Annotated in this window: 19 protein-coding genes; 15 read left to right on the top strand and 4 right to left on the bottom strand. The window is 72.3% G+C overall.

Translation table 11 applies throughout. From position 1 onward, the window contains the following. Positions 1-3 precede the first annotated feature (3 nt). From AB1046_RS05330 to AB1046_RS05305, 6 genes are all read left to right on the top strand, one after another. Positions 4-2058: a fumarate reductase/succinate dehydrogenase flavoprotein subunit gene (locus tag AB1046_RS05330; RefSeq protein ID WP_369373088.1), complete on the top strand. Its 2055-nt coding sequence runs from the start codon at positions 4-6 to the stop codon at positions 2056-2058. Next, positions 2055-2807, top strand: a complete 753-nt coding sequence (locus AB1046_RS05325) for a succinate dehydrogenase/fumarate reductase iron-sulfur subunit (RefSeq protein ID WP_369373086.1) — start codon at positions 2055-2057, stop codon at positions 2805-2807. Before AB1046_RS05330 ends, AB1046_RS05325 begins: the two co-directional genes overlap by 4 nt. A 42-nt stretch (positions 2808-2849) precedes the next feature. Then, entirely contained in the window at positions 2850-3359 is a 510-nt protein-coding gene (locus AB1046_RS05320) for a CocE/NonD family hydrolase (RefSeq protein WP_369373084.1), read from the top strand. Positions 3360-3460: 101 nt separating this feature from the next. Beyond that, complete coding sequence (locus tag AB1046_RS05315; protein WP_369373081.1) at positions 3461-4237, top strand: esterase/lipase family protein; 777 nt, start codon at positions 3461-3463, stop codon at positions 4235-4237. 49 nt (positions 4238-4286) lie between these two features. Then, on the top strand, positions 4287-5216 hold the full coding sequence (locus AB1046_RS05310; RefSeq protein ID WP_369373078.1) for a DNA-3-methyladenine glycosylase: 930 nt from the start codon (positions 4287-4289) through the stop codon (positions 5214-5216). A gap of 80 nt (positions 5217-5296) precedes the next feature. Next, positions 5297-5521, top strand: a complete 225-nt coding sequence (locus tag AB1046_RS05305; protein ID WP_369373076.1) for a hypothetical protein — start codon at positions 5297-5299, stop codon at positions 5519-5521. A 27-nt stretch (positions 5522-5548) separates the two neighbouring features. Here AB1046_RS05305 and AB1046_RS05300 read toward each other — a convergent pair whose 3' ends face one another. The 3 genes from AB1046_RS05300 to AB1046_RS05290 all read right to left on the bottom strand — a co-directional run bounded on the left by AB1046_RS05300 (position 5549) and on the right by AB1046_RS05290 (position 7898). Continuing rightward, on the bottom strand, positions 5549-6019 hold the full coding sequence (locus tag AB1046_RS05300; protein ID WP_369373074.1) for a hypothetical protein: 471 nt from the start codon (positions 6017-6019) through the stop codon (positions 5549-5551). Between the two features lie 164 nt (positions 6020-6183). After that, complete coding sequence (locus tag AB1046_RS05295) at positions 6184-6885, bottom strand: TetR/AcrR family transcriptional regulator (protein WP_369373071.1); 702 nt, start codon at positions 6883-6885, stop codon at positions 6184-6186. Then, positions 6882-7898 (bottom strand): NAD-dependent epimerase/dehydratase family protein, encoded by a 1017-nt coding sequence (locus AB1046_RS05290; protein WP_369373069.1) that lies wholly within the window; start codon positions 7896-7898, stop codon positions 6882-6884. The genes AB1046_RS05295 and AB1046_RS05290 overlap by 4 nt, the downstream gene beginning before the upstream one ends. A 202-nt stretch (positions 7899-8100) precedes the next feature. Between AB1046_RS05290 and AB1046_RS05285 the strand changes: the two genes are divergently transcribed. Both AB1046_RS05285 and AB1046_RS05280 read left to right on the top strand, forming a co-directional pair. Beyond that, positions 8101-9450, top strand: coding sequence for a sensor histidine kinase (locus AB1046_RS05285; RefSeq protein ID WP_369373067.1), 1350 nt, complete (start codon positions 8101-8103; stop codon positions 9448-9450). Continuing rightward, on the top strand, positions 9447-10127 hold the full coding sequence (locus AB1046_RS05280; protein ID WP_369373065.1) for a response regulator: 681 nt from the start codon (positions 9447-9449) through the stop codon (positions 10125-10127). Before AB1046_RS05285 ends, AB1046_RS05280 begins: the two co-directional genes overlap by 4 nt. Before the next feature lie 133 nt (positions 10128-10260). On the opposite strand, the gene AB1046_RS05275 is transcribed toward AB1046_RS05280, so the two are convergent. After that, positions 10261-10830: a DUF1062 domain-containing protein gene (locus AB1046_RS05275; RefSeq protein ID WP_369373063.1), complete on the bottom strand. Its 570-nt coding sequence runs from the start codon at positions 10828-10830 to the stop codon at positions 10261-10263. Positions 10831-11204: 374 nt separating this feature from the next. Between AB1046_RS05275 and AB1046_RS05270 the strand changes: the two genes are divergently transcribed. From AB1046_RS05270 to AB1046_RS05240, 7 genes are all read left to right on the top strand, one after another. Then, complete coding sequence (locus AB1046_RS05270) at positions 11205-12383, top strand: hypothetical protein (protein WP_369373061.1); 1179 nt, start codon at positions 11205-11207, stop codon at positions 12381-12383. A gap of 11 nt (positions 12384-12394) precedes the next feature. Continuing rightward, positions 12395-13468 (top strand): hypothetical protein, encoded by a 1074-nt coding sequence (locus tag AB1046_RS05265; RefSeq protein ID WP_369373059.1) that lies wholly within the window; start codon positions 12395-12397, stop codon positions 13466-13468. Continuing rightward, positions 13465-14025 (top strand): hypothetical protein, encoded by a 561-nt coding sequence (locus tag AB1046_RS05260; RefSeq protein ID WP_369373057.1) that lies wholly within the window; start codon positions 13465-13467, stop codon positions 14023-14025. The genes AB1046_RS05265 and AB1046_RS05260 overlap by 4 nt, the downstream gene beginning before the upstream one ends. After that, positions 14022-15434, top strand: coding sequence for a hypothetical protein (locus AB1046_RS05255; protein ID WP_369373055.1), 1413 nt, complete (start codon positions 14022-14024; stop codon positions 15432-15434). The genes AB1046_RS05260 and AB1046_RS05255 overlap by 4 nt, the downstream gene beginning before the upstream one ends. Before the next feature lie 118 nt (positions 15435-15552). Beyond that, on the top strand, positions 15553-16416 hold the full coding sequence (locus AB1046_RS05250) for an ABC transporter ATP-binding protein (RefSeq protein ID WP_369373053.1): 864 nt from the start codon (positions 15553-15555) through the stop codon (positions 16414-16416). Then, on the top strand, positions 16413-18074 hold the full coding sequence (locus tag AB1046_RS05245; RefSeq protein ID WP_369373051.1) for an ABC transporter transmembrane domain-containing protein: 1662 nt from the start codon (positions 16413-16415) through the stop codon (positions 18072-18074). The genes AB1046_RS05250 and AB1046_RS05245 overlap by 4 nt, the downstream gene beginning before the upstream one ends. Then, complete coding sequence (locus AB1046_RS05240) at positions 18071-19846, top strand: ABC transporter ATP-binding protein (protein ID WP_369373049.1); 1776 nt, start codon at positions 18071-18073, stop codon at positions 19844-19846. Before AB1046_RS05245 ends, AB1046_RS05240 begins: the two co-directional genes overlap by 4 nt. Position 19847: the final 1 nt, after the last annotated feature.

The following is a 19847-nucleotide window of genomic DNA, read 5'->3' as shown; positions in this document are numbered from 1 at the left end:
CACTTGAGCGAGATCGAACGGCACCAGCAGTTCGAAAGGCACCAGCAGTTCGAAAGGCACGAGTACGACGTCCTCGTCATCGGCGCCGGCGGTGCCGGGCTGCGCGCGGCGATCGAGGCGCGCGAGCGTGGCCTGCGCACCGCGATCGTCTGCAAGTCGCTGTTCGGCAAGGCGCACACGGTGATGGCCGAGGGCGGGTGCGCCGCGGCCATGGGCAACGTGAACGACAACGACTCCTGGCAGGTGCACTTCCGCGACACCATGCGTGGCGGCAAGTTCCTGAACAACTGGCGGATGGCGGAGCTGCACGCCAAGGAGGCGCCCGACCGGGTGTGGGAGCTGGAGACGTACGGCGCGCTGTTCGACCGCACCCCGGACGGGCGGATCAGCCAGCGCAACTTCGGCGGCCACACCTATCCGCGGCTCGCGCACGTGGGCGACCGCACCGGGCTGGAGCTGATCCGCACCATGCAGCAGCGCATCGTGGCGCTGCAGCAGGAGGACTTTGCGGCCACGGGCGACTACGAGGCGCGGCTGCGGGTGTTCGCGGAGTGCACGGTCACCGAGCTGCTGAAGGATCCGGGCACGGGCACGGGCACGGGCACCGGCACCGGCGACGGCGGCGCGATCGCCGGGGCGTTCGGGTACTGGCGGGAGTCGGGCGGCTTCGTGGTGTTCTCCGCCCCCGCCGTCGTGCTGGCCACCGGCGGGATCGGCAAGTCGTTCAAGGTGACATCCAACTCGTGGGAGTACACGGGCGACGGGCACGCGCTCGCGATGCGCGCGGGCGCCGACCTGATCGACATGGAGTTTGTCCAGTTCCACCCGACCGGCATGGTCTGGCCGCCCAGCGTCAAGGGCATCCTCGTGACCGAGGGTGTGCGCGGCGACGGCGGTGTGCTCAAGAACTCGGACGACAAGCGCTTCATGTTCGACTACGTCCCGGCCGTGTTCAAGGGGCAGTACGCCGAGTCCGAGGACGAGGCCGACCGCTGGTACCAGGACCAGGACGCCAACCGCCGCACCCCCGACCTGCTGCCGCGCGACGAGGTGGCCCGGGCCATCAACACGGAGGTCAAGGAGGGGCGGGGCTCGCCGCACGGGGGTGTGTTCCTCGACATCGCGAGCCGCCTGCCCGCCGACGAGATCCGGCGGCGCCTGCCGTCGATGTACCACCAGTTCAAGGAGCTGGCCGACGTCGACATCACCGCCGAGCCAATGGAGGTCGGCCCCACGTGCCACTACGTGATGGGCGGGATCGGCGTCGACCCGGACTCCGGGCAGTCCAACGTGCCGGGCCTGTTCGCGGCGGGGGAGTGCTCCGGCGGGATGCACGGCTCGAACCGCCTGGGCGGCAACTCCCTGTCGGACCTGCTGGTGTTCGGCCGCCGCGCCGGGCTCGGCGCGGCGGACTACGTCTCCGGGCTCGCGCAGCGTCCCGTGCTCCGGGAGGACGACGTCGACGCGGCGGCGCAGATGGCGCTGGCGCCGTTCGAGCCGGTCGAGCCGGTCGAGCCGGCCGAGCCGGCCGACGGCGGGGCCGGCTCCGGCGTCGGCGAGAACCCGTACACCCTGCATGCCGAGCTCCAGCAGGTGATGAACGACCTGGTCGGCATCATCCGCCGGGAGCAGGAGATGCGCGACGCGCTGGAGCGGCTCGGCGAGCTGCGCGCCCGGTTGCGCTCCGTCGTCGTCGAGGGGCACCGGCAGTACAACCCGGGCTGGCACCTGGCGCTGGACCTGCGGAACATGCTGATGGTCAGCGAGGCGGTGGCGTCCTCCGCCCTGCTGCGCACCGAGAGCCGCGGCGGGCACACCCGGGAGGACCACCCGGTGCTCGACGCCGAGTGGCGGCACCGGGTCCTGGTGAGCCGCACCGGCGGTGCGGAGGGCGATCCGGTGGTGCCGCGCGTCGTCGTCGACCCCGCCGAACGGGTGCCGATGCGGGCGGACCTGCTCGCGCTGTTCGAGCTGTCCGAGCTGGAGAAGTACTACACGGCCGCCGAGCTGACGGCACATCCTGAGCTGACCGTACGTCCCGAGGGAGGGCCGGCATGAGCTATCCGGGCAGGTTCCGCGTCTGGCGCGGGGACGCAGTGGGCGGCGACCTGGCGGACTACGAGGTCGAGGTGAACGAGGGCGAGGTGGTGCTCGACATCCTGCACCGCCTGCAGGCTACGCAGACCCCGGACCTCGCGGTGCGGTGGAACTGCAAGGCGGGCAAGTGCGGGTCGTGCTCGGCGGAGATCAACGGCAAGCCGCGGCTGCTGTGCATGACGCGCATGTCCGTGTTCGAGCGCGACGAGGTGGTGACGGTGACGCCGATGCGCACGTTCCCGGTGATCCGCGACCTCGTCACGGACGTGTCGTTCAACTACGCCAAGGCGCGTGAGGTCCAGTCGTTCACGCCGCCGGCCGGGCTGGCGCCGGGCGAGTACCGGATGGCGCAGGCCGACGTCGAGCGCTCGCAGGAGTTCCGCAAGTGCATCGAGTGCTTCCTGTGCCAGGACACGTGCCACGTGGTGCGCGACCACGAGGAGAACAAGGAGTCGTTCGCCGGGCCGCGCTTCCTCATGCGGGTTGCCGAGCTGGAGATGCACCCGCTCGACGTCGCGGACCGGGTGCCCGCGGCGCAGGAGGAGCACGGGCTCGGCCGCTGCAACATCACGAAGTGCTGCACCGACGTCTGCCCGGAGGGCATCCACATCACCGACAACGCCCTGATCCCGATGAAGGAGCGCGTGGCGGACCGCCGCTACGACCCCCTGGTCTGGCTGGGCAGAACCATCGCGCGCCGCAAGGGCTGACCGGGGGAGGCAGCCCGCGCGCGGCGGGGGTTACAGCCAGTCGTGTTCCCGGGCGTAGCGGGTTTGTACAAGCGGTCCGCGCCGGTGCGTCAGGACACGCGTGTGGTCGGCACCCCGAAGATCTCCCTGACCGCCAAGGGCACGGGCAACGTGCTGGTCGAGCTGCACGACGTCGCCCCCGACGGCACCGCTGTCCCGTTCGACGAGCAGGCCGCTGTCGTCAGCGGGGGCAAGCTGACCATCGACCTGGAATCGACCGACTGGACCCTTGCCGCCGGGCACAGCCTGGCCGTCGAGATCGGCTCCGTCCAGTCCGGCACGTGGGTCGACACGCCGTCCAAGAAGAAGATCACGATCAAGGACGCGCAGCTCGCGCTGCCACTGGACGACCCGGCCGACGACGCTCCTACGGAGGGTGATCGCGCGACGTGGCTGGACACCTACCTGGCTGCGTACGCGGCTGAGCTGCCCGCGGGCAGGCCCACCTTCACGCTGCCCTCGGTCGCTGACACGGGGAGCCTGGGCGCTGACGCGGCGAGGGGAGACAGGTAGTGCGCGGGGTGTGTTGCGGTCAGTAGACAACTTCTACAGACCGCAACACACCCCTGGTGCGATATCGATCTCCTGCCCGCTCCGGCGCTACCGTGCATCGGGTGACCCAGCGACGGCGCTCTCCCGACGGGACGCTCGCCCGGCTCAGCGCCTGGGCCGCCGACTACGCCTGGGCCGCCGACCGCCAGCTGCGCCACCTCTTGCGGCGCGCAGACCTACCCGCTGCGGCGAGCGGCACTGCTCCCGGGACGCCGGGCGATCGCCCACCTACGACGCTCGGCGAGATGGTGCCCGAAACCCGGGCGCCCGTGGTGCTCCTGCCCGGCATCTACGAGACGTGGGAGTTCCTGGAACCCGTGGCGATCGCGCTCGCCCGCGTGGGTCACCCCATCCACGCGGTCCCCGCCCTGCGGCACAACCTGCGCCCCGTCCCAGAGTCGGCCGACGTCGTCGTCGAGCACCTGGACCGAGCCGGCCTGACCGGCGCCATCCTCGTGGCGCACAGCAAGGGCGGCCTCATCGGCAAGCGCGTCCTGCTCTCGGAGACCGGCGGGCGCTTGCTCGGCATGGTCACGATCGCCACGCCGTTTGCCGGGTCCCGCTGGGCGCGCTACATGCTCACCCGTGCGCTGCGCTCGTTCGACCCACGTGACCCGGTGCTGCTGGCGCTCGCGGGCGAGCTCCTGGTCAACGAGCGCATCACCGCCCTGTACCCGCGGTTCGACCCGCACATCCCCGACATCGCTCAGCTTCCGGGCGCGCGAAACATCGAGCTGCCCCTGTCGGGCCACTTTCGCCCGCTCGGCCGCCCGCTGCTGGTCGACACGGTCGTACGCGAGGTGGCCCGCCTGGAGGCCGGGCCCGGTCGGCCTGCCTGAGCCACGCCGGGTGGCGGAAAATCCTCCCGGGTCATGGTCCACTGGGTTCGTGCTCACCGTCCGCCACACGTCGCCGCGCCGGCTCGACGTCGGCCTGACGCTCGGCCCGCTCGGGCACGGCCCGGCGGATCCCACGTTCCATCGGTCCGCCGACGGGTCGTTATGGCGGACGTCGCTGCTGCGCACCGGTTCGGTCACGCAGCGGTTCGTCCCGGCCGGGCCGCACGAGGTGGTGGTCCACCTGTGGGGCGACGGCGCCCGGGAGGCCGCCGAGGCGCTGCCGGTGCTGCTCGGCGAGGACGACGACGTCACAGGCTTCGTCGCGCCCCCGCAGGTGCGTGAGGCGCACCGCCGCGCCGCCGGGATGCGGATAGCCCGCAGCGGCCGGGTGCTGGAGGCGTTAGTGCCAGCGGTGCTGGAGCAGCGGGTGCAGACGGTCACCGCACACCGCGCCTGGCGGTGGCTGGTGACGCGGTACGGCACCCCGGCGCCAGGCCCGGCGCCGTCGGACAGGCCGGGTGGGCCGGGTGGCGGGCTGCGTGTGGTGCCCGACGCACGCGCCTGGGCGCGGATACCGGTCTGGGACTGGCACCGCGCCGGCGTCGACCCCGGGCGTGCCCGCACGGTGGTGCGGTGCGCGCTGGTGGCGCCGAGGCTGGAGGAGGCGGGCGTGATGCCGCGCGCGGAGGCGCGGGCACGGCTGGAGAAGGTGCAGGGAGTGGGCGTCTGGACGTCGGCCGAGGTGGCGCAGCGGGCGTTCGGCGACGCCGACGCCGTCTCGGTGGGCGACTTCCACCTGCCCGCGGCGGTGGGCTGGGCGCTGGCAGGCGAGCGCACCGACGACGCCGGCATGCTCCGGCTGCTGGCGCCGTACGCACCGCACCGGTACCGGGTGGTCCGCCTGCTGTCGCTCGACGGGCGGCACCGCGCGCCGCGGCGCGGCCCGAAGCTGCCGATCGCGGACTACCGGACGTTCTGAGCTGCCCCGTGCGGATAGGGTCCCGGGCATGACCGGTCCCCGGCGCTACCGCGACGACGGCGGACCCACCGGACCAGCTCGTGCTCGACGGCGTCCACCGGTTCTCGGTCTACACCCTCACCTTCCGGCTGGTGCCCGACGGCGCCGGCACGCGTCTGGAGGCGCACACCGACGCGATCTTCCCGGGCGTGCTCGGCGCGATCTACCGGCTGCTGGTGATCGACTCGGGCTTCCACGGGATCGCGACCCGGAGCATCGTGGCGCGCGTCCGGCGACGGGTGCCCTCCGACGAGTCCTTGGGCTGATGGGGGAGTGAGACCCGCGCCGCAGGCTCAACGAATGAGGTCCTGGTAACGCTTGTCGTAGTCGCCAAGGTTCCCGGCGCGCAGGGCCTCAGCACGGGACCAGCACACGAGGACGTCGAACCGGTCATCGAGGACGATCACTGCCACGCCGTTGGTCCCGACCAGGACCATCTCGGCGAGACAGAGGTGAGGAGGCTCGGCGCCGGCGTCGTCATGCGGCGGCGCCTGGAACCAACCCAGCTCGATAGAGGCGATTTCTCCGGGCCCGTGTTGGCTCCAGTACCGGGTCGCCGCCCATGAGCGTCCGGTCACGAGGTGATTCGGTATCAGCGGCTCGGGGTAGATACCGAGTCCCGAGTTCGTTCCGTCTTGCTCCCAGGTCACTGACCACGTCGAGCCGTCGTCAAGATCAAGCTCCAGTCCTTGGCCGAGCAGGACATGGTCGCCCTCGTCCCAGTGCGGTAGGTCGGGCTCATGTTCCAGGTCGACGAACCGCACGGCATCGATCCGCCGACCAGTGAGCGGCCGTAGGCGGTCGGCGACACGAACGGTTCCGTCCCGATCGGGAGTCCAAGCCGTCCAGATCGAGTTCATGGTGCTTCTCCAAGCGGTGGGCTACTTCTTGATCCTTTCAGGAGTTCTGGCGACGTCATGCGGGTCCGTCAACGCGGTTGGCGCTGGCGCTTCCCCGTGGCGAGGATGACCGGGACGGCCTCGATCGGTGGCGGCGGCACGGCCCACGCCGCGGCGTCCGACGCCTTGAGACCGTCCAGGAGCAGCCCGAGGTAGCGGCGCCACAGCTCGGTGCCGGTGGCGCGGCTCATCTCAAAGGCGGGGCCGAGCAGCGCGAAGATCGCCGCGATGTCCTGCGGTGCGGCGTCGGGGCGCACAACCCCGGCGCGCTGGGCGCGGTCGAACAGCTCGGTGACCGCGGTGATGATCTGCGGCCAGATGCGGTCCTGTTCCGCGTAGTTTCCCTGCCCGGTCAGCGACTCGTACAGGCCGCGGTCGGCGGCCTGGCGGGCGCAGGTGCGTTCGAAGAACAGCTCCAGGGCGGCCGCCGGGTCGTCGAGGTCGAGTGCGGCCTGCGCGTCGAGGACTATCTGCTCGGTGGCCTCCGTGAGCACCTCGGCGGCGATCGCCTGCTTGTTGGGGAAGTGCCGGTAGGCGGTCCCCGTGCCGAGCCCGGCGTGGTGGGCTATGTCGTCCAGCGTTGCCTCGAACCCTCGCTGGGCGAACACCTCCCGGGCCGCGGTGATCAGCCGCTCGCGGTTGCGGGACGCGTCCTTGCGGGGTGCGCGGCCCGGCTCAGGAGGCGGCGCGGGACGGGTCGCGGCGCGCCCGCTGCCGTCGTCGACCCTCACGCCACTCCGTGCTCGACAAGGCTGCGCCCGCACGCGACCACGGCCTCCGCCGCGGGGCGCGGCGTCCAGCCCAGGACACGCTCGGCCTTGGCCGTGGTGTGCCGGTTGCGCCGTCCGAGGGAGACGGTGATCGACCGCAGGCCGGGGTCGGCCAGGGCCGACAACCGCACGAGCAGGTTCGGGAGCGTCCGGGTCCGCACTCGGGATGCGTCGTCGCCGAGCCCGTTGCGAAGGGCGACGGCGATGTCCTGCATCCAGACGAACTCGCCCGTGCCGAGGAACCGCTGCCCTGCGGCGCCGGGGGAGAGCATGGCCCGCACGTGCAGGTCGGCCAGGTCGCGCACGTCGACCACCTCCAGCCCGATTCGCGGCACCCCGGGCATCTTGCCCGAGAGCATGCGGCCGATGATGCCGACCGAGCCGAGCGTAGCGGTCGACAGGATCGGCCCGAACACGGCGCCAGGCAGGACCGTGGTCAGGGTGGTGGGCCCGTCGTAGGCAGCCATGAAGTCCCACGCCGCCTTCTCCGCGAGGGTCTTGGAGCGCCGGTAGGCGGGCAGCGACGGGTCGTCAACGGTCCAGAGATTCTCGTCCGTGATCCCGTCGGTGGTGTACGACGACGGGCTGGCCGCGTTGGCCGCCGACGTCATGACCACGCGGCGCACCCCGGCCTGGGTAGCCGCCCGCAGCACCCGCAGGGCACCCTCGCGGGCCGGGGTGATCAGCTCGTCGGGGTTCTTCGTGTCGCCCTGTCCCAGCGGGGACGCCACGTGCAGCACGTAGGAGACGCCGGCCATGGCGGCGTCCCACCCGTCGTCCGACATGAGGTCCGCCGTGGCGAAGGTGAGCCGGTCGCCCGGGTCGACCACCGTGGACACCGCCTTGCGCACCTGCTCTTCCTTGGCTACCGACCGCACCGTGGTGCGCACCGTATAGCCCTGCTCCAGCAGCGCCACTATGCACCAGCCGGCCACGTAGCCGGTACCGCCTGTGACGAGGACTGTCTCGCTCATTTTTCTACCTTTCCGAGTCTTGCTTCCGAGGCTTGCGACGATACGGAGGTGTCGTCTCCGTTTGATGGTAGCGTAGAAACGGAGATCGCGCCTCCGTATGTTGCTGCCGACGTCGGTGCATTGCCTCGGAGCGTTGCGGGCGCTGGGGTCGCCGTATCACGAGGGAACGAGGGGCCGGGATGAGCGAGCCTAGGATTGGCGGGTGACGACCAGCCGAGTGGTGACGAACGGTGTGGTGACGAACAGCATGGTGACGATCGGTGCGCCGACGATCGGCGCGCGACGATCCGCCGCTGCCGACAGGTCGGACTTCCTGTGGACCGCCGGCGTCTCGGTGCTCGCCGCCTTCGGGATGATCGCCCTGGCGCTGGAGGCCGTGCACGCGGGAGCTGATCCGTTCGTCGCCTACGTGGCGAGCTCGGTGTCCTGCGCCGCGCTTCCCCTGGCCCTGAGGTATCCGATCGTCGCGACCGTGGCGCAGGGCGCCGCGACCGTGACGATCGACCTGGTCGCGCCCGGAGTGGTGCAGTTCCCGGTCATGACGATCTGCGTGCTCGTGGCCCATATCGCCCTGATCGCCGTGCGCCACGACTGGAAGATCGCCGTCGGGGCGTGGTGGACGCTCGCCGGGGTCTCGGTCCTGATGGCCGCCCTCTCCGTGGAGAGCGACAAGCAGGAGGGCGTGGACCGCACGCTGGCCCTGGTCGTCCTCGGGTCGTGCTCGCTGATCGCGCTGATCGGCGGGGTCGCGTACCGGTACCGGCTGAAGATCCGCGGTGAGCTGGCGGCGGCCCACCGCGACGTCGAGATCGAGCAGGAGCGGCGGACTCTGGTCGAGGAGCGCACGCGCATCGCGCGGGAGCTGCACGACGTGGTGGCGCACAGCATGTCCGTGATCCACATGCAGGCGACGTCGGCGCCCTACCGCCTCGCGGACGTCGACCCGGAGACGCGCGAGGAGTTCACGGCCATCGCGGCGGCGGCGCGCGGCGCGCTCGGTGAGATGCGCCAGCTCCTGGGTGTGCTGCGCGCGAACGACGCCGAGCCGGAGACCGACCCGGCGCCCGGTCTGGCCCGGCTCCCGGAGCTCGTCGAGGCCACCAGCCGGTACGGCGGACCTGTCACCCTGGTCGTCGAGCCGGAGGTGCGGCAGGTGCCCGACACCGTGGGCACCACCGTGTACCGGATCGTGCAGGAGGCGCTCAGCAACGTCGTCCGGCATGCCCGTGGCGCGTCCGCCACGGTGCGGGTGGCCATGGTGGGAGCGGGGTCGGAAGGAGCCGGGCTGGCCGTCACCGTCACCAACACCGCGGGCATCCCCGGGAGCGTCGAGGCGCTCGACGACCCGGGGCGCCCCCAGCTCGGCGTGACCGGGATGCGGGAACGCGTGGCCCGCCTCGGCGGTGCCTTCTCCCACGGGCCGCAGGACGGGGGCGGGTTCCGGGTCACGGCGCGGCTCCCGCTACTTGTCCCGGACGACGGCGGGCGCGACGGCGGGGGCGACGGGGACGACGGCGGGCGCGATGCCGCGGGCGGGGGCTGCATCCGATGACCGACGGGGCGATCAAGGTTCTGGTGGTCGACGACCAGCCGATGATCCGGATGGGCATCCGGGCCATCCTCGACTCGCATGACGACATCACCGTCGCCGGTGACGCCGCCGACGGCCGCGCCGCGCTGCAGCAGGCGCGCGAGCTGCGGCCCGACGTTGTCCTGATGGACGTGCGGATGCCCGTGCTCGACGGCCTCGCCGCCACCCGCGAGATGCTTGACCCGGCCAAGGGCCTGCCGGTCCGCCCGCGGGTGATGATGCTGACCACCTTCGACGCCGACCACTACGTGTACGCGGCGCTGCGAGCTGGCGCCAGCGGGTTCCTGCTCAAGGACTCCGGCCCCGACGAGCTCGCGGCGGCGGTCCGGACCGTCGCGGCCGGCGACGCGTTGCTCGCCCCGGGCATCACCCAGCGCCTGATCGAACGGTTCGTCGAGGCCGCGCCACGCGATCCGGCGACGCACCCTCTGCTGCGGAAGCTCACCGAGCGTGAGCGGGAGGTGCTCGCGCTGATCAGTCGCGGGCTGTCCAACCGCGAGATCGCCGATTCGCTCGTGATCAGTGAGCAGACCGTCAAGTCGCACGTCAGCCGCGTGCTGCAGAAGCTCAGCCTGCGCGACCGGGTGCAGGCGGTCGTGTTCGGGTACGAGAACGGCCTCGTGGTTCCAGGGCGGTAGCGGCTCCGGGCGGTTGCGACACGGGGTGCTAGCTGCACCGGGTGCTAGCCGCACCGGGTGCTGACGGCCCAGGGCGGCCCACGGGCCTGCCCGGCGTGTTGCGCCGGACAGGCCCGTGGTCCTGAGGGAGTGCTCAGCGCTTGAGCGTGAAGCTGAAGTCGCTGGAGCGTCTGCCGCTCAGCCGGTCCACCGAGATGAGTTTGCCCTGAGTGAGCAGCCGCTCGACCTCGCCCCGCGAAAGACCGCACCCTTCAGCGATCAGTCGCACCGGCCGGACGGGGATTCGCGCCCCGAACCGGACCGAGACGTCGATGACCTCGTGGTCGGGGCGGTCCGGTCCGTCGGTATCTCGGTTGGTTCCTCGGCTGTTGTCTGCGCCCGTGTCGAGGTGCCAGGCGTCGTCCCAGTCGAGGGTGATGCGGTTGCGGTGCTGCACAGCCGGATCCTGGAGCACCTGAACTATCAGGCCGGGATCGTTGTTGTGCAGCTGGTCCAGCAGCTCCGGCCTGATGGAGCGCACGCCTACGCGTTCCAGGACCGTGAGCTTTGCTGTCTCCTCGCAAACTGCACAGTGCGCGAGGAGCCAGGCGTCGATGAGCTTGTGGTTCGCGTTGACGCGAAACTTGCCGCTTGCCCGGAAGCGCTCGGAGGCGCAGACGTGGCAACGGCGGCAGATGAGCGGCAGGCGAGTGGGTACGACCATCCAATTTTTGAGCACAGGAGTACACCTGTTTCGGTGAGAAGTCCGCAGCAAGAAGGAGCGCGGCGCACGGGTGCGACGCGCGACAGATCAGCGCTCGGGAGGTCTCACAGGGTGTACAACGGCACGTCCTTGGCTCGGCGACAGGTTCGACGACTTGGCTCGGCAGCACGGTAGCCGCGTGCTGCGACGCGGCTCCACTGGATTTCAGGAGCGGTTCTCAGACGCGCCTCTCGAGTGCCGCGCACCGGGTGAAAGATGGTCCTCGGGTAGGGGGTGGATGGCTCTTCCGAGGGACGCGGGTGCAGGGCTTCCCTTCATACGTTTCTGGTGACCACCTACCGACCACCAGGACAACCTGAGAGGGAGCCACCTCGATGTCCACACCCCGGTCCACTTCCCGGCCGACCGCCCGGAACGCCGACACGCCGCCCGGCACCGACCCTGATCCGGCCAACACCCCGGCCAACATCCCGGCAAGCACCGCGGCCGCTGCTCCGGCACAGTTCACCGCGCGCGAGCGCTGGACCCTCCTCGGGGCAAGCCTGTGGCTGGTGGCCGGGCTGCAGCTCGACGCCTTCGCCCACTCCACGATTCCCGACCTGGAGACGTTCTGGACGCCGTGGCACGCGGTGATGTACTCCGGCATCGCGGCCTGTGGTCTCACCCTGCTCTGGCTGCTGCGCTCCCGGCTGCCGCAGGTCGTGACCTACCGCAGCCTCCTGCGCGAGACCCCCAGCGCCTTGCGGCTGCCGGGTATCGGGATGGGTCTGCTGCTGGTCGGCGGCGGCATCGACACGCTCTGGCACAACCTGTTCGGCATCGAGAGGGGCCTGGAGATCTTCTTCAGCCCCAGCCACTACTTCATCATCGCGGGCATGGTCCTGGTGGCCTCCGGGCCGGCGCTGATGCTCTCGGCGTCGTCGGCCCCCTCCGTGCGGCACCTGCGCGGCGCCGACGCGGTGGCGGTGGTCGCCTCGGCGGTGCTGGCAGTGATCCCCGTGCAGATCTACACACTGCACGCGTCCGCGCTGGCGGAGCCGATGCTCGGCACCGGTCCCGGACCGTGGTGGCCGATCTCCGAGGATGCCCTGATGTTCCACGCCTACGTCGGCAGCACCGTGCTGCTGCTGGTCCCCATCTTGATCCTCTCCCGGCGCTGGGACCTGCCGCTCGGGGCGCCGACGGCGCTGGTGGCGGCCCCCGCTTTTGTCATGTGCCTGGTCCTCGGTGACCCCGCCGACGCCTGGCTGCCGGTCACCGTCACCGTGGTGACCGCCGTCGTCGAGCTGGCGGCGCGGATCCTGACGCCCGGTTTCCGGCGTCTCGCCCCTGACGCCCGCTGGGTAGTGCTCGGCTTTGTCGCCCCGATCGTGGTGTGGAGCGCGGTGCTCGGCGTCAGCACGGTCACAGAAGGCGGAACCTACTGGAACCTGCACATGATCAGCGGGCTCGTGTCGCTCGTAGGCCTCACCGGCGCCGGCACCGCGTACGTCGTGCGCCGGCTCCAGGTCGGGTCCGTTCCGGCGGCCGCGCAGGCACCGGCAGCGCAGTGAGCGGTGTGGCAGTGAGCGTTGTGCGCCGGGGGGTGCGCGCCGTCGTCCTGGCTCTGGTGCTTACCGTGGTCACGACGCTGCCCGCGGCTGCCCCGGCGTCGGCGCACGCCGGGGGTCTGAGCCCGACGGAGGTGCGCGGCGCCGTCGTCGCAGTGACGCCGCAGGTTCCCGGGCTGACCGTCAGTGCGATCGAGGACGGCGCGCGCCTGCTGGTGCGCAACAACACCGGATCAACCGTCGAGATCCCGGCCGGCGGCGGGCAGGACCGTCCGCTGTCCGTGCCGGACGGCGAGTCCGTCACCTGGATCGACGGCCGCGCCACGACCCTGGAGCGGGACCTCGGGGAGGCGACGACGGGCACGTGGTCGGTGCCCATGACGGTGGGCACGGTGCCCGTGACGGTCGACGGCGAGTTCGTCGCCGAGCCGCCGCCGAACGCCCTGGGCTGGTGGGCGCTCGCGGCCGGGATCGCGGCGGCGCTGATCGTCCTGGCCAGGCGGTCACGGCGGCCGAACGTGCTGCTCGCGGTGTCCGGTCTTGTCACCGTCGCGGTGTCGCTCGTGCACGTGATCGGCGCGACCCTCGCGGTGGAGTCGGCGCCGCTGTGGGGCACCTTCCTCGACGCGACCGGGATCGGGCTGCTCGTCTGGCCCCTGGTCGTGGTCGCCGCAATTGCCGCCTTGCGTGGCAGCGCCGCGGGAGTGCTCGGCGTCTGCGCGGGTGCTGGCCTGAGCGTGGTCTTCGTCCTGCCCGACCTCACCGTCTTCCACTTCGCCGTCCTGCCCGTCGCCGGCCCGGCCACGCTCGAACGATTCCTCGTCGCCCTGGTGCTAGGCGCGGGTGTCGCGGCCGCGGTAGCCGGCGCGGGAGCCCTGCGCGCCCTAGCGCCCCGCACCGAGCCGGACGCCACCCAGCCGATGGAGCACGCCCCGGTGCAAGGAACCACGCCACTGACTCGCCGTACCAGGGACACCGAGTCAGGGTCGCGGTCCGACCAGTCCACTGACTCGCCGGATGTGGCACGGCGAGTCAGCAAGCCGGTACAAGACACCGGCTTCGCACAATCCGAGAGCGAGAACTCATGACTCGAAAGATTGCCCGCTCCCGCCGCCTTGTCACCGGTATGGTCACCGGTGCGGTGGTCGCGGCCGCGCTCGCGGGCTGCGCCGCGGACGGCTCCCCGGCGGGATCGGCTCCGCCGTCCGCCACCCGGTCCGCGGAGGAAGGTGCTGCGACCTCGGGCGGCGCCGCTTCAGACGGTGCCGCTTCGGATGGTGCCGCTTCGGACGGCGCCACCGCCGCCGACGCCACTTCCGAGTCGGCATCCTCGGAAGACGCGCCAGCGGTCGCCGGTTGCAGCGGCGACCTCACCACCGACATCCCACCCGTCGAGATCGACGTGCGGCTGGTCGACGGCCAGGTCGAGCCGGCTCCGGACCGGGTCGAGGTCCCGCTGGGCACCACCGTGGTGCTCCGGGCCGAGGCGGACGCCCCGGCCGAGATCCACGTTCACGGCTACGACGTGGCGGGGGAGGCCGCGCCCGGGGAGCCTGCCTGCCTGGAGGTCCTGGCTGATACCCCCGGGGTCTACGACGTCGAGGCGCACCCCGAGACGCTGCTGCTCCAGCTCGCGGTCCGGTGACACTCCACTTCGCGCCACACTTCGCGCCACACTGCGCGCCCCAGTTCGCGCCCCAGTTCGCGCCGCTGGCGGCCCACGGCGTCGGTAGCTCGCAGGACCTCCCGCTGCCGTTCGACCTCGTCCTCCAGGCGGGCGCGGTGACGGTGGTCCTGTCCTTCCTCGCGGTCACGGTCCTGTGGCGGACCCCGCGCGCGGGGGTCACCTGGCGCCTCCCCGCCGGGCTCGACGCCGCCCTGCGCTCGCGATGGTGGCGGCTTCCGCTCCGGCTGCTCGTGCTCGCGCTGGCGGTGTACGTCGTCGGCAACGCCCTGTTCGGGCCCGACGACGCGACCAACCCCGCGGCGCACCTGCTCTTCGTCTGGCTGTGGGTAGGCCTGGTGCCGGTGAGCATCCTGTTTGGCCCCGTCTGGCGCGGGCTCAACCCGCTGCGCACAATCCACGCCGCCCTGTGCCGGATCCTGCGGGTGCCGGTCACGGGTCTGCGGCGGCCCGCAGGCCGGCCCGGCAGCCGGTCCGGCAGCCAGCCCGGCGGCCAGCCGGGCCGCCAGTCCGGCCGTCGGTCGGGCCTCGACGACGGCGCCGGGCGGACCGGACACTGGCCCGCCGCCGTCGCGCTTCTCGCGTTTGTGTGGCTGGAGCTGGTCGCACCTGACCGCACCGACCCGCGGCTGCTCGGCGTCTGGCTGACCGGATACGCCGTCGTCCAGCTCGGCCTCGGCCTGGTGCGGGGCGAGCGGTGGTTCGCACGCGGCGACGGGTTCGAGATGTACTCCGAGCTCGCCGGACGCCTCAGCGTCTTGGGGACGGACGACGACGGGCGGTACGTCCTGCGCTCGCCGCTGGCCGGCCTGACCACCGTGGCTCACCCGCGGGGCACCACGGCGTTCGTCGCGGTGTGGTGGGGCTCGACGATCTTCGACAGCGCGTCCGGCTCGCCGCTCTGGGCGGGCTTTGTGCAGTCGACCGGCGCCCCCTTGCTGGTCTCGACGGCGGGGCTGGTCGGCGTGTGCGTGCTGGTGGCGGCCAGCCTGAGGTGGACCACGCGCCGGGCGGACATCGCGCTCCCGCTCGTCCCGATCGCGGCGGGCTACACGCTGGCGCACTACGCGTCGCTGCTGGTCGTGGAGGGCCAGCGCGGGCTGCTGCTGCTCGTGCAGCAGTGGAGCCAACCAGGAGGCGCGGCCGGGTCGGCCGAGGTGAGCTTCGTGCCCGACCCAACCACCGTCGCCGTCGTCCAGGTCGTGTGCATCATCGCCGGGCACCTGGTGGGGGTGCTCGCCGCGCACGACCGCGCGCTGCGCGCTGCCCCGGGTCGGCAGCACACCCTGGTCATCGCCGACGAGCTGCCCGGCGTGCTGCTGATGGTGGGCTACACCTGGGCGGGGCTGTTCCTGCTCTTCGCCGCCTGAGTCGACCGAGCCGCAGGTCACCGTAGTGTGATCGGGTCCACTGGGCGTCCTGGTGCCTTGGGTTAGGTAAGGCTAATCTGACCTAGCCCGATCAGTCGTCCCGGTCCCGAAAGTGCACATGAACCTCAGTATTGACGCCGCCGCCCCGCGCCTGCACGCCGACGCGATCACCGTCGGGTACGAAAAGCGGGTGATCTCGCGCGACCTGTCCGTCGAGATCCCCGACGGGTCGTTCACGATGATCGTCGGCCCCAACGCCTGCGGAAAGTCGACGCTCCTGCGGGCCCTGTCGCGCCTGCTGGCACCCAAGGCCGGCCAGGTGGTGCTCGACGGACGGGTCATCTCCGACTACCGGGCCAAGGAGGTCGCCCGGGTGCTCGGGCTGCTCCCGCAGTCGTCGATCGCGCCCGACGGCATCACCGTATCCGACCTGGTTGCCCGCGGCAGGCACCCGCACCAGAGCCTGTTCCGGCAGTGGTCACCCGCCGACGAGGCGGCGGTCCAGGACGCGATGGCCGCCACCGGCGTCTCCGACCTGTCGGACCGCCTGGTCGACGAGCTCTCCGGCGGGCAGCGTCAACGGGCGTGGGTGGCGATGGCGCTCGCGCAGGAGACGCCGCTGCTGCTGCTCGACGAGCCCACCACGTTCCTCGACATCGCCCACCAGATCGAGCTCATGGAGCTGCTGGCCGACCTCAACGAGCAGGGGCGCACCCTGGTGGCCGTGCTGCACGACCTCAACCAGGCGGCCCGCTACGGCACGCACCTGATCGCCATGCGCGACGGCGCGGTGGTCGCCCAGGGCGCGCCCGCCGAGATCGTCACTGCCGAGCTTGTCGAGGAGGTGTTCGAGCTGCCGTGCGTGGTGGTGCCCGACCCGGTCACCGGCACGCCGTCGATCACGCCCATCGGCCGGGCGCGGGAACGCGGTCCGCGCCCGGCGCACCCGCAGGACGGCCAGCAGAGCAGCCCCGCCCGGTGAGCCGACGCAGCCTCCCCGTCTGGCTCCAGGCACCGGCCGAGCCCGTCCGCACCCGCAAGATCCGGTTCGACGAGCGCACCACGCCCGTGCGGTTCACCCTGCGGGTCATGGCCGGCGCGCTCCGGTACACCGCGCCCAGCGCCCTGCTGAGCATCACGCACCAGCTCGGCGAGGCGCTCGTGCCGGTGCTCATGGGCATCGCCATCGAACGCGCCGTCAGCACCGGTGACGTCGCGCAGCTGCTGCTGTGGGTGGGGCTCCTCGCGGCGGACTTCGCGATGCTCTCGTTCTCCTGGCGGTTCGGCTCCCGGCTCGGGACGCTCGGGGCGCTCGCCGTGCAGCACGAGCTGCGCTCGATGGTGAGCACCCACCTGCTGACCCGCCAGGGCGCTCGCGGTGTGTCGGCCGCGCCCGGCGTCGCGCTCTCCCTGGCCACCTCGGACGTGAACCGCCTGGCGTCCGCCGTCATCATCGGCGTGTACCCGGTCGGGCAGCTCGCCGCGGTCGTGTTCGGCGGGACTGTGCTGCTCGTCATCTCGTGGCCGCTCGGTCTCGCCGTGCTCCTCGGCGCGCCGGTCGTCCTGTGGCTCACCGACCGCACGGGCGGCTCGCTGCGCCGCCGCAGCGGCGACGAGCAGGGCGCCGCCGCCACCGCCGCCGGCGAGGCCGCCGACCTCATGTCCGGCTACCGGGTGCTCAAGGGTTTCCACGCGGAGGACGAGGCGGCGCGCCGCTACCGGAGCGCCAGCCGCAGCGCGCTCGCCAGCACGCTGCGGGCGCGGCGCGCGGCGGGCCTGTTCGTCGGCACGATGGACCTGGCCACCGGGCTGTTCGTCACCGCGATCACGGTGGCCGCCGGGATCCTCGCCCTGCGGGGCGCCTTCGGGATCGTCGAGCTCGTCACGATCGTCGGGCTGACCCAGTTCCTGCTCGAACCGCTGCAGGGGCTCGCGCGCAACGCCGGCACGCTGTGGGCGTCGGCCAACGCCTCGGCCGCGCGCCTGCTGGACCTGCTGCGCGAGAGCGACGACGCCGCGTCGTCGGCGGCGGTTCAGGGGTCGGACGACGGCGGGCGCCCGGGCGCCGTCGTCGTCCCGCTCGCCGGGGAGGTGCGCGACGGGGAGCTTGTCGCGATCGCCGCCGAGGCCCGCGCCGCCCGCACGGTGCTCGACCTGATCCGCGCCGGGCACCCCGACGCCCTCGTTGTACCGCACGAGGCGCACCTGTTCGCCGGCTCGGTACGCGAGAACGTCGCGCTGTCCGGCGTCCCGGACGACCGGGTGGACGCGGCGCTCGCGGCGGCCGGCTGCGACGAGCTCGCCGAGATCCTGCCCCAGGGGTGGGCGACCCCGGTGGGCGAGGGCGGCGCGGCCCTCTCCGGCGGTCAGCGGCAGCGGGTCGCGCTCGCCCGCGCGCTCGCCCAAGACGCGCCGCTGCTTGTGCTGCACGACCCGACGACCGCCGTCGACGCCGTCACCGAGGCGGCGATCGCCGACCGGCTGCGTAGTTTGCGCGCGGGCCGGCGCACCGTCGTCGTCACGCGTTCGCCCGCCCTGCTGCAGGCCGCCGACCGCGTCGTCACCATCACGGGCGAGGACTTGGGCGAGGACTTGGGCGACGACTCAGGCGAGAACACGAACACGGGGGAGAGCGCATGACCACCGACTCCGGCCTGCCGATCGCCGACGGCCGCACCGTGCTGCGCGAGATGTGGCGCGCCATGGGACGTCGCGGCTGGCGCCTGGCGGGCCTCGTGATCGTGTTCGTCGCCACGGCGGCGGCCGGCGTCGTGCCGTCCCTCGCGATCGGGCGCATCGTCGACACCGTCACTGCCAGCACCCACACTGCCAGCACCCTCACTGCCGGCGGGGACACCCGCACCGTATGGCTCGCGGGTGCCGCGATGGTGGGCTCCGTGGTCGTGGGTGCGGTGCTCGCCGCGGTCGGCGCGATCGGGGCTGGGCGGCTGCTGGAGGCGATGCTCGCCACGATGCGCGAGAACATGGTCTCGGCGGCGCTGCGGCTACCCCAGTCGCAGGTCGAGCGTGCCGGCACGGGCGACCTGATCTCCCGCGCGGGGGACGACGTCGCCGAGGTGGCCGAGGCCATCCCAGCCGTGGTCCCGGCGATCACTGGATCGCTTTTCACCATCTTGGTGACCTTCGCGGGAATGGCCGTGATCGACCCGCGCTACGCGCTGGCGCTGCTGGTCATCGTGCCCTTCCACGTCCTGGCGGTCCGCAGGTATCTGCGCACCGCCCCCGAGCTGTACGCCGCCGAGCGGGCGGCCATGGCGCGCCGCGCGCAGCACCTGCTCGACTCGCTGCGCGGCATCGAGACCGTGCGCGCCTTCGACCTGTCGCGGCAGCACCTCGCGCGGATCGGTGCGTCGTCGTGGGCGGTCGTGCGGTGGACCATGCGCGCACGTGTCGTCCAGAACGCGTTCGCCGGGCGGCTCAACGCGGCGGAGCTCGCCGGCATGACGGCGCTTCTCGTGGTCGGGTTCTTCCTGGTGCGGGACGCCGGGGGCACCATCGGCGGCACGACGGCGGCGATGCTGCTGTTCCTGCGCCTGTTCAACCCCATCAACCAGCTGCTGTTCGTGTTCGACGACATGCAGTCGGCCCTCGCGTCGCTCGCGCGTATCGCCGGGGTCGCGGGGGCACCGGCCGGGAGCGGGGCTGCCGTGGACGGTGCTGCCGGGTCCGACGGTCGTCCCGGCGCGGGTGCGGCGGCTGCCGGGGCGGGGCTGCGCCTGACCGGCGTCGGCCACTCGTACACCTCAGGCCACCCGGTGCTCACCGACGTCGACCTGGGTGTAGCGGCGGGCGAGACTGTCGCCGTCGTCGGCGCGACGGGCGCGGGCAAGAGCACGCTCGCCGCCATCGTCGCGGGTGTGTACGACCCGACGGCGGGCGTCGTCGAGACCCCGGGCGGTGTGGTGCTCGTGACCCAGGAGGTGCATGTGTTCGACACGACGCTGCGCGCCAACCTCACCCTCGCGCGGCCCGACGCCGACGACGCCGACCTGCGCCGGGCGCTGGCCGACGTCGGCGCCGAACCGCTCCTCGACCGGCTCCCGGACGGGCTCGACACCCACCTCGACGCGTCGTCGCTCACTCCCGCCGAGGCGCAGCAGCTCGCGCTCGCCCGCGTGCTGCTCACCGACCCCGGCGTCGTGGTGCTCGACGAGGCCACGGCCGAGGCCGGGTCCAGCGACGCCGACCGGCTCGAACGCGCGGCCCAGGCGGTGCTCGACGGGCGGACGGCGCTCGTCGTCGCGCACCGGCTGAGCCAGGCGGCAGCGGCCGACCGGGTGGTCGTGATGGACCGCGGGCGGATCGACGAGGAGGGCACGCACGAGGAGCTCCTCGCGGCCGACGGCTCCTACGCCCGGCTCTGGGGTGCGTGGCGCCGCTACCGCGACTGAC

The sequence above is a fragment of the Promicromonospora sp. Populi genome, from assembly GCF_041081105.1.
In the GTDB taxonomy this organism is placed as follows: domain Bacteria; phylum Actinomycetota; class Actinomycetes; order Actinomycetales; family Cellulomonadaceae; genus Promicromonospora.
This window is presented reverse-complemented; position numbering and strand designations above follow the sequence as displayed.

Coding starts and splice junctions, on each gene's coding strand:
- AB1046_RS05325 (WP_369373086.1), top strand. CDS start 2,055: ATGAGCTATCCGGGCAGGTTCCGCGTCTGGCGCGGGGACGCAGTGGGC.
- AB1046_RS05290 (WP_369373069.1), bottom strand. CDS start 7,898: ATGAGCGAGACAGTCCTCGTCACAGGCGGTACCGGCTACGTGGCCGGC.
- AB1046_RS05280 (WP_369373065.1), top strand. CDS start 9,447: ATGACCGACGGGGCGATCAAGGTTCTGGTGGTCGACGACCAGCCGATG.
- AB1046_RS05275 (WP_369373063.1), bottom strand. CDS start 10,830: ATGGTCGTACCCACTCGCCTGCCGCTCATCTGCCGCCGTTGCCACGTC.
- AB1046_RS05270 (WP_369373061.1), top strand. CDS start 11,205: ATGTCCACACCCCGGTCCACTTCCCGGCCGACCGCCCGGAACGCCGAC.
- AB1046_RS05260 (WP_369373057.1), top strand. CDS start 13,465: ATGACTCGAAAGATTGCCCGCTCCCGCCGCCTTGTCACCGGTATGGTC.
- AB1046_RS05250 (WP_369373053.1), top strand. CDS start 15,553: ATGAACCTCAGTATTGACGCCGCCGCCCCGCGCCTGCACGCCGACGCG.
- AB1046_RS05240 (WP_369373049.1), top strand. CDS start 18,071: ATGACCACCGACTCCGGCCTGCCGATCGCCGACGGCCGCACCGTGCTG.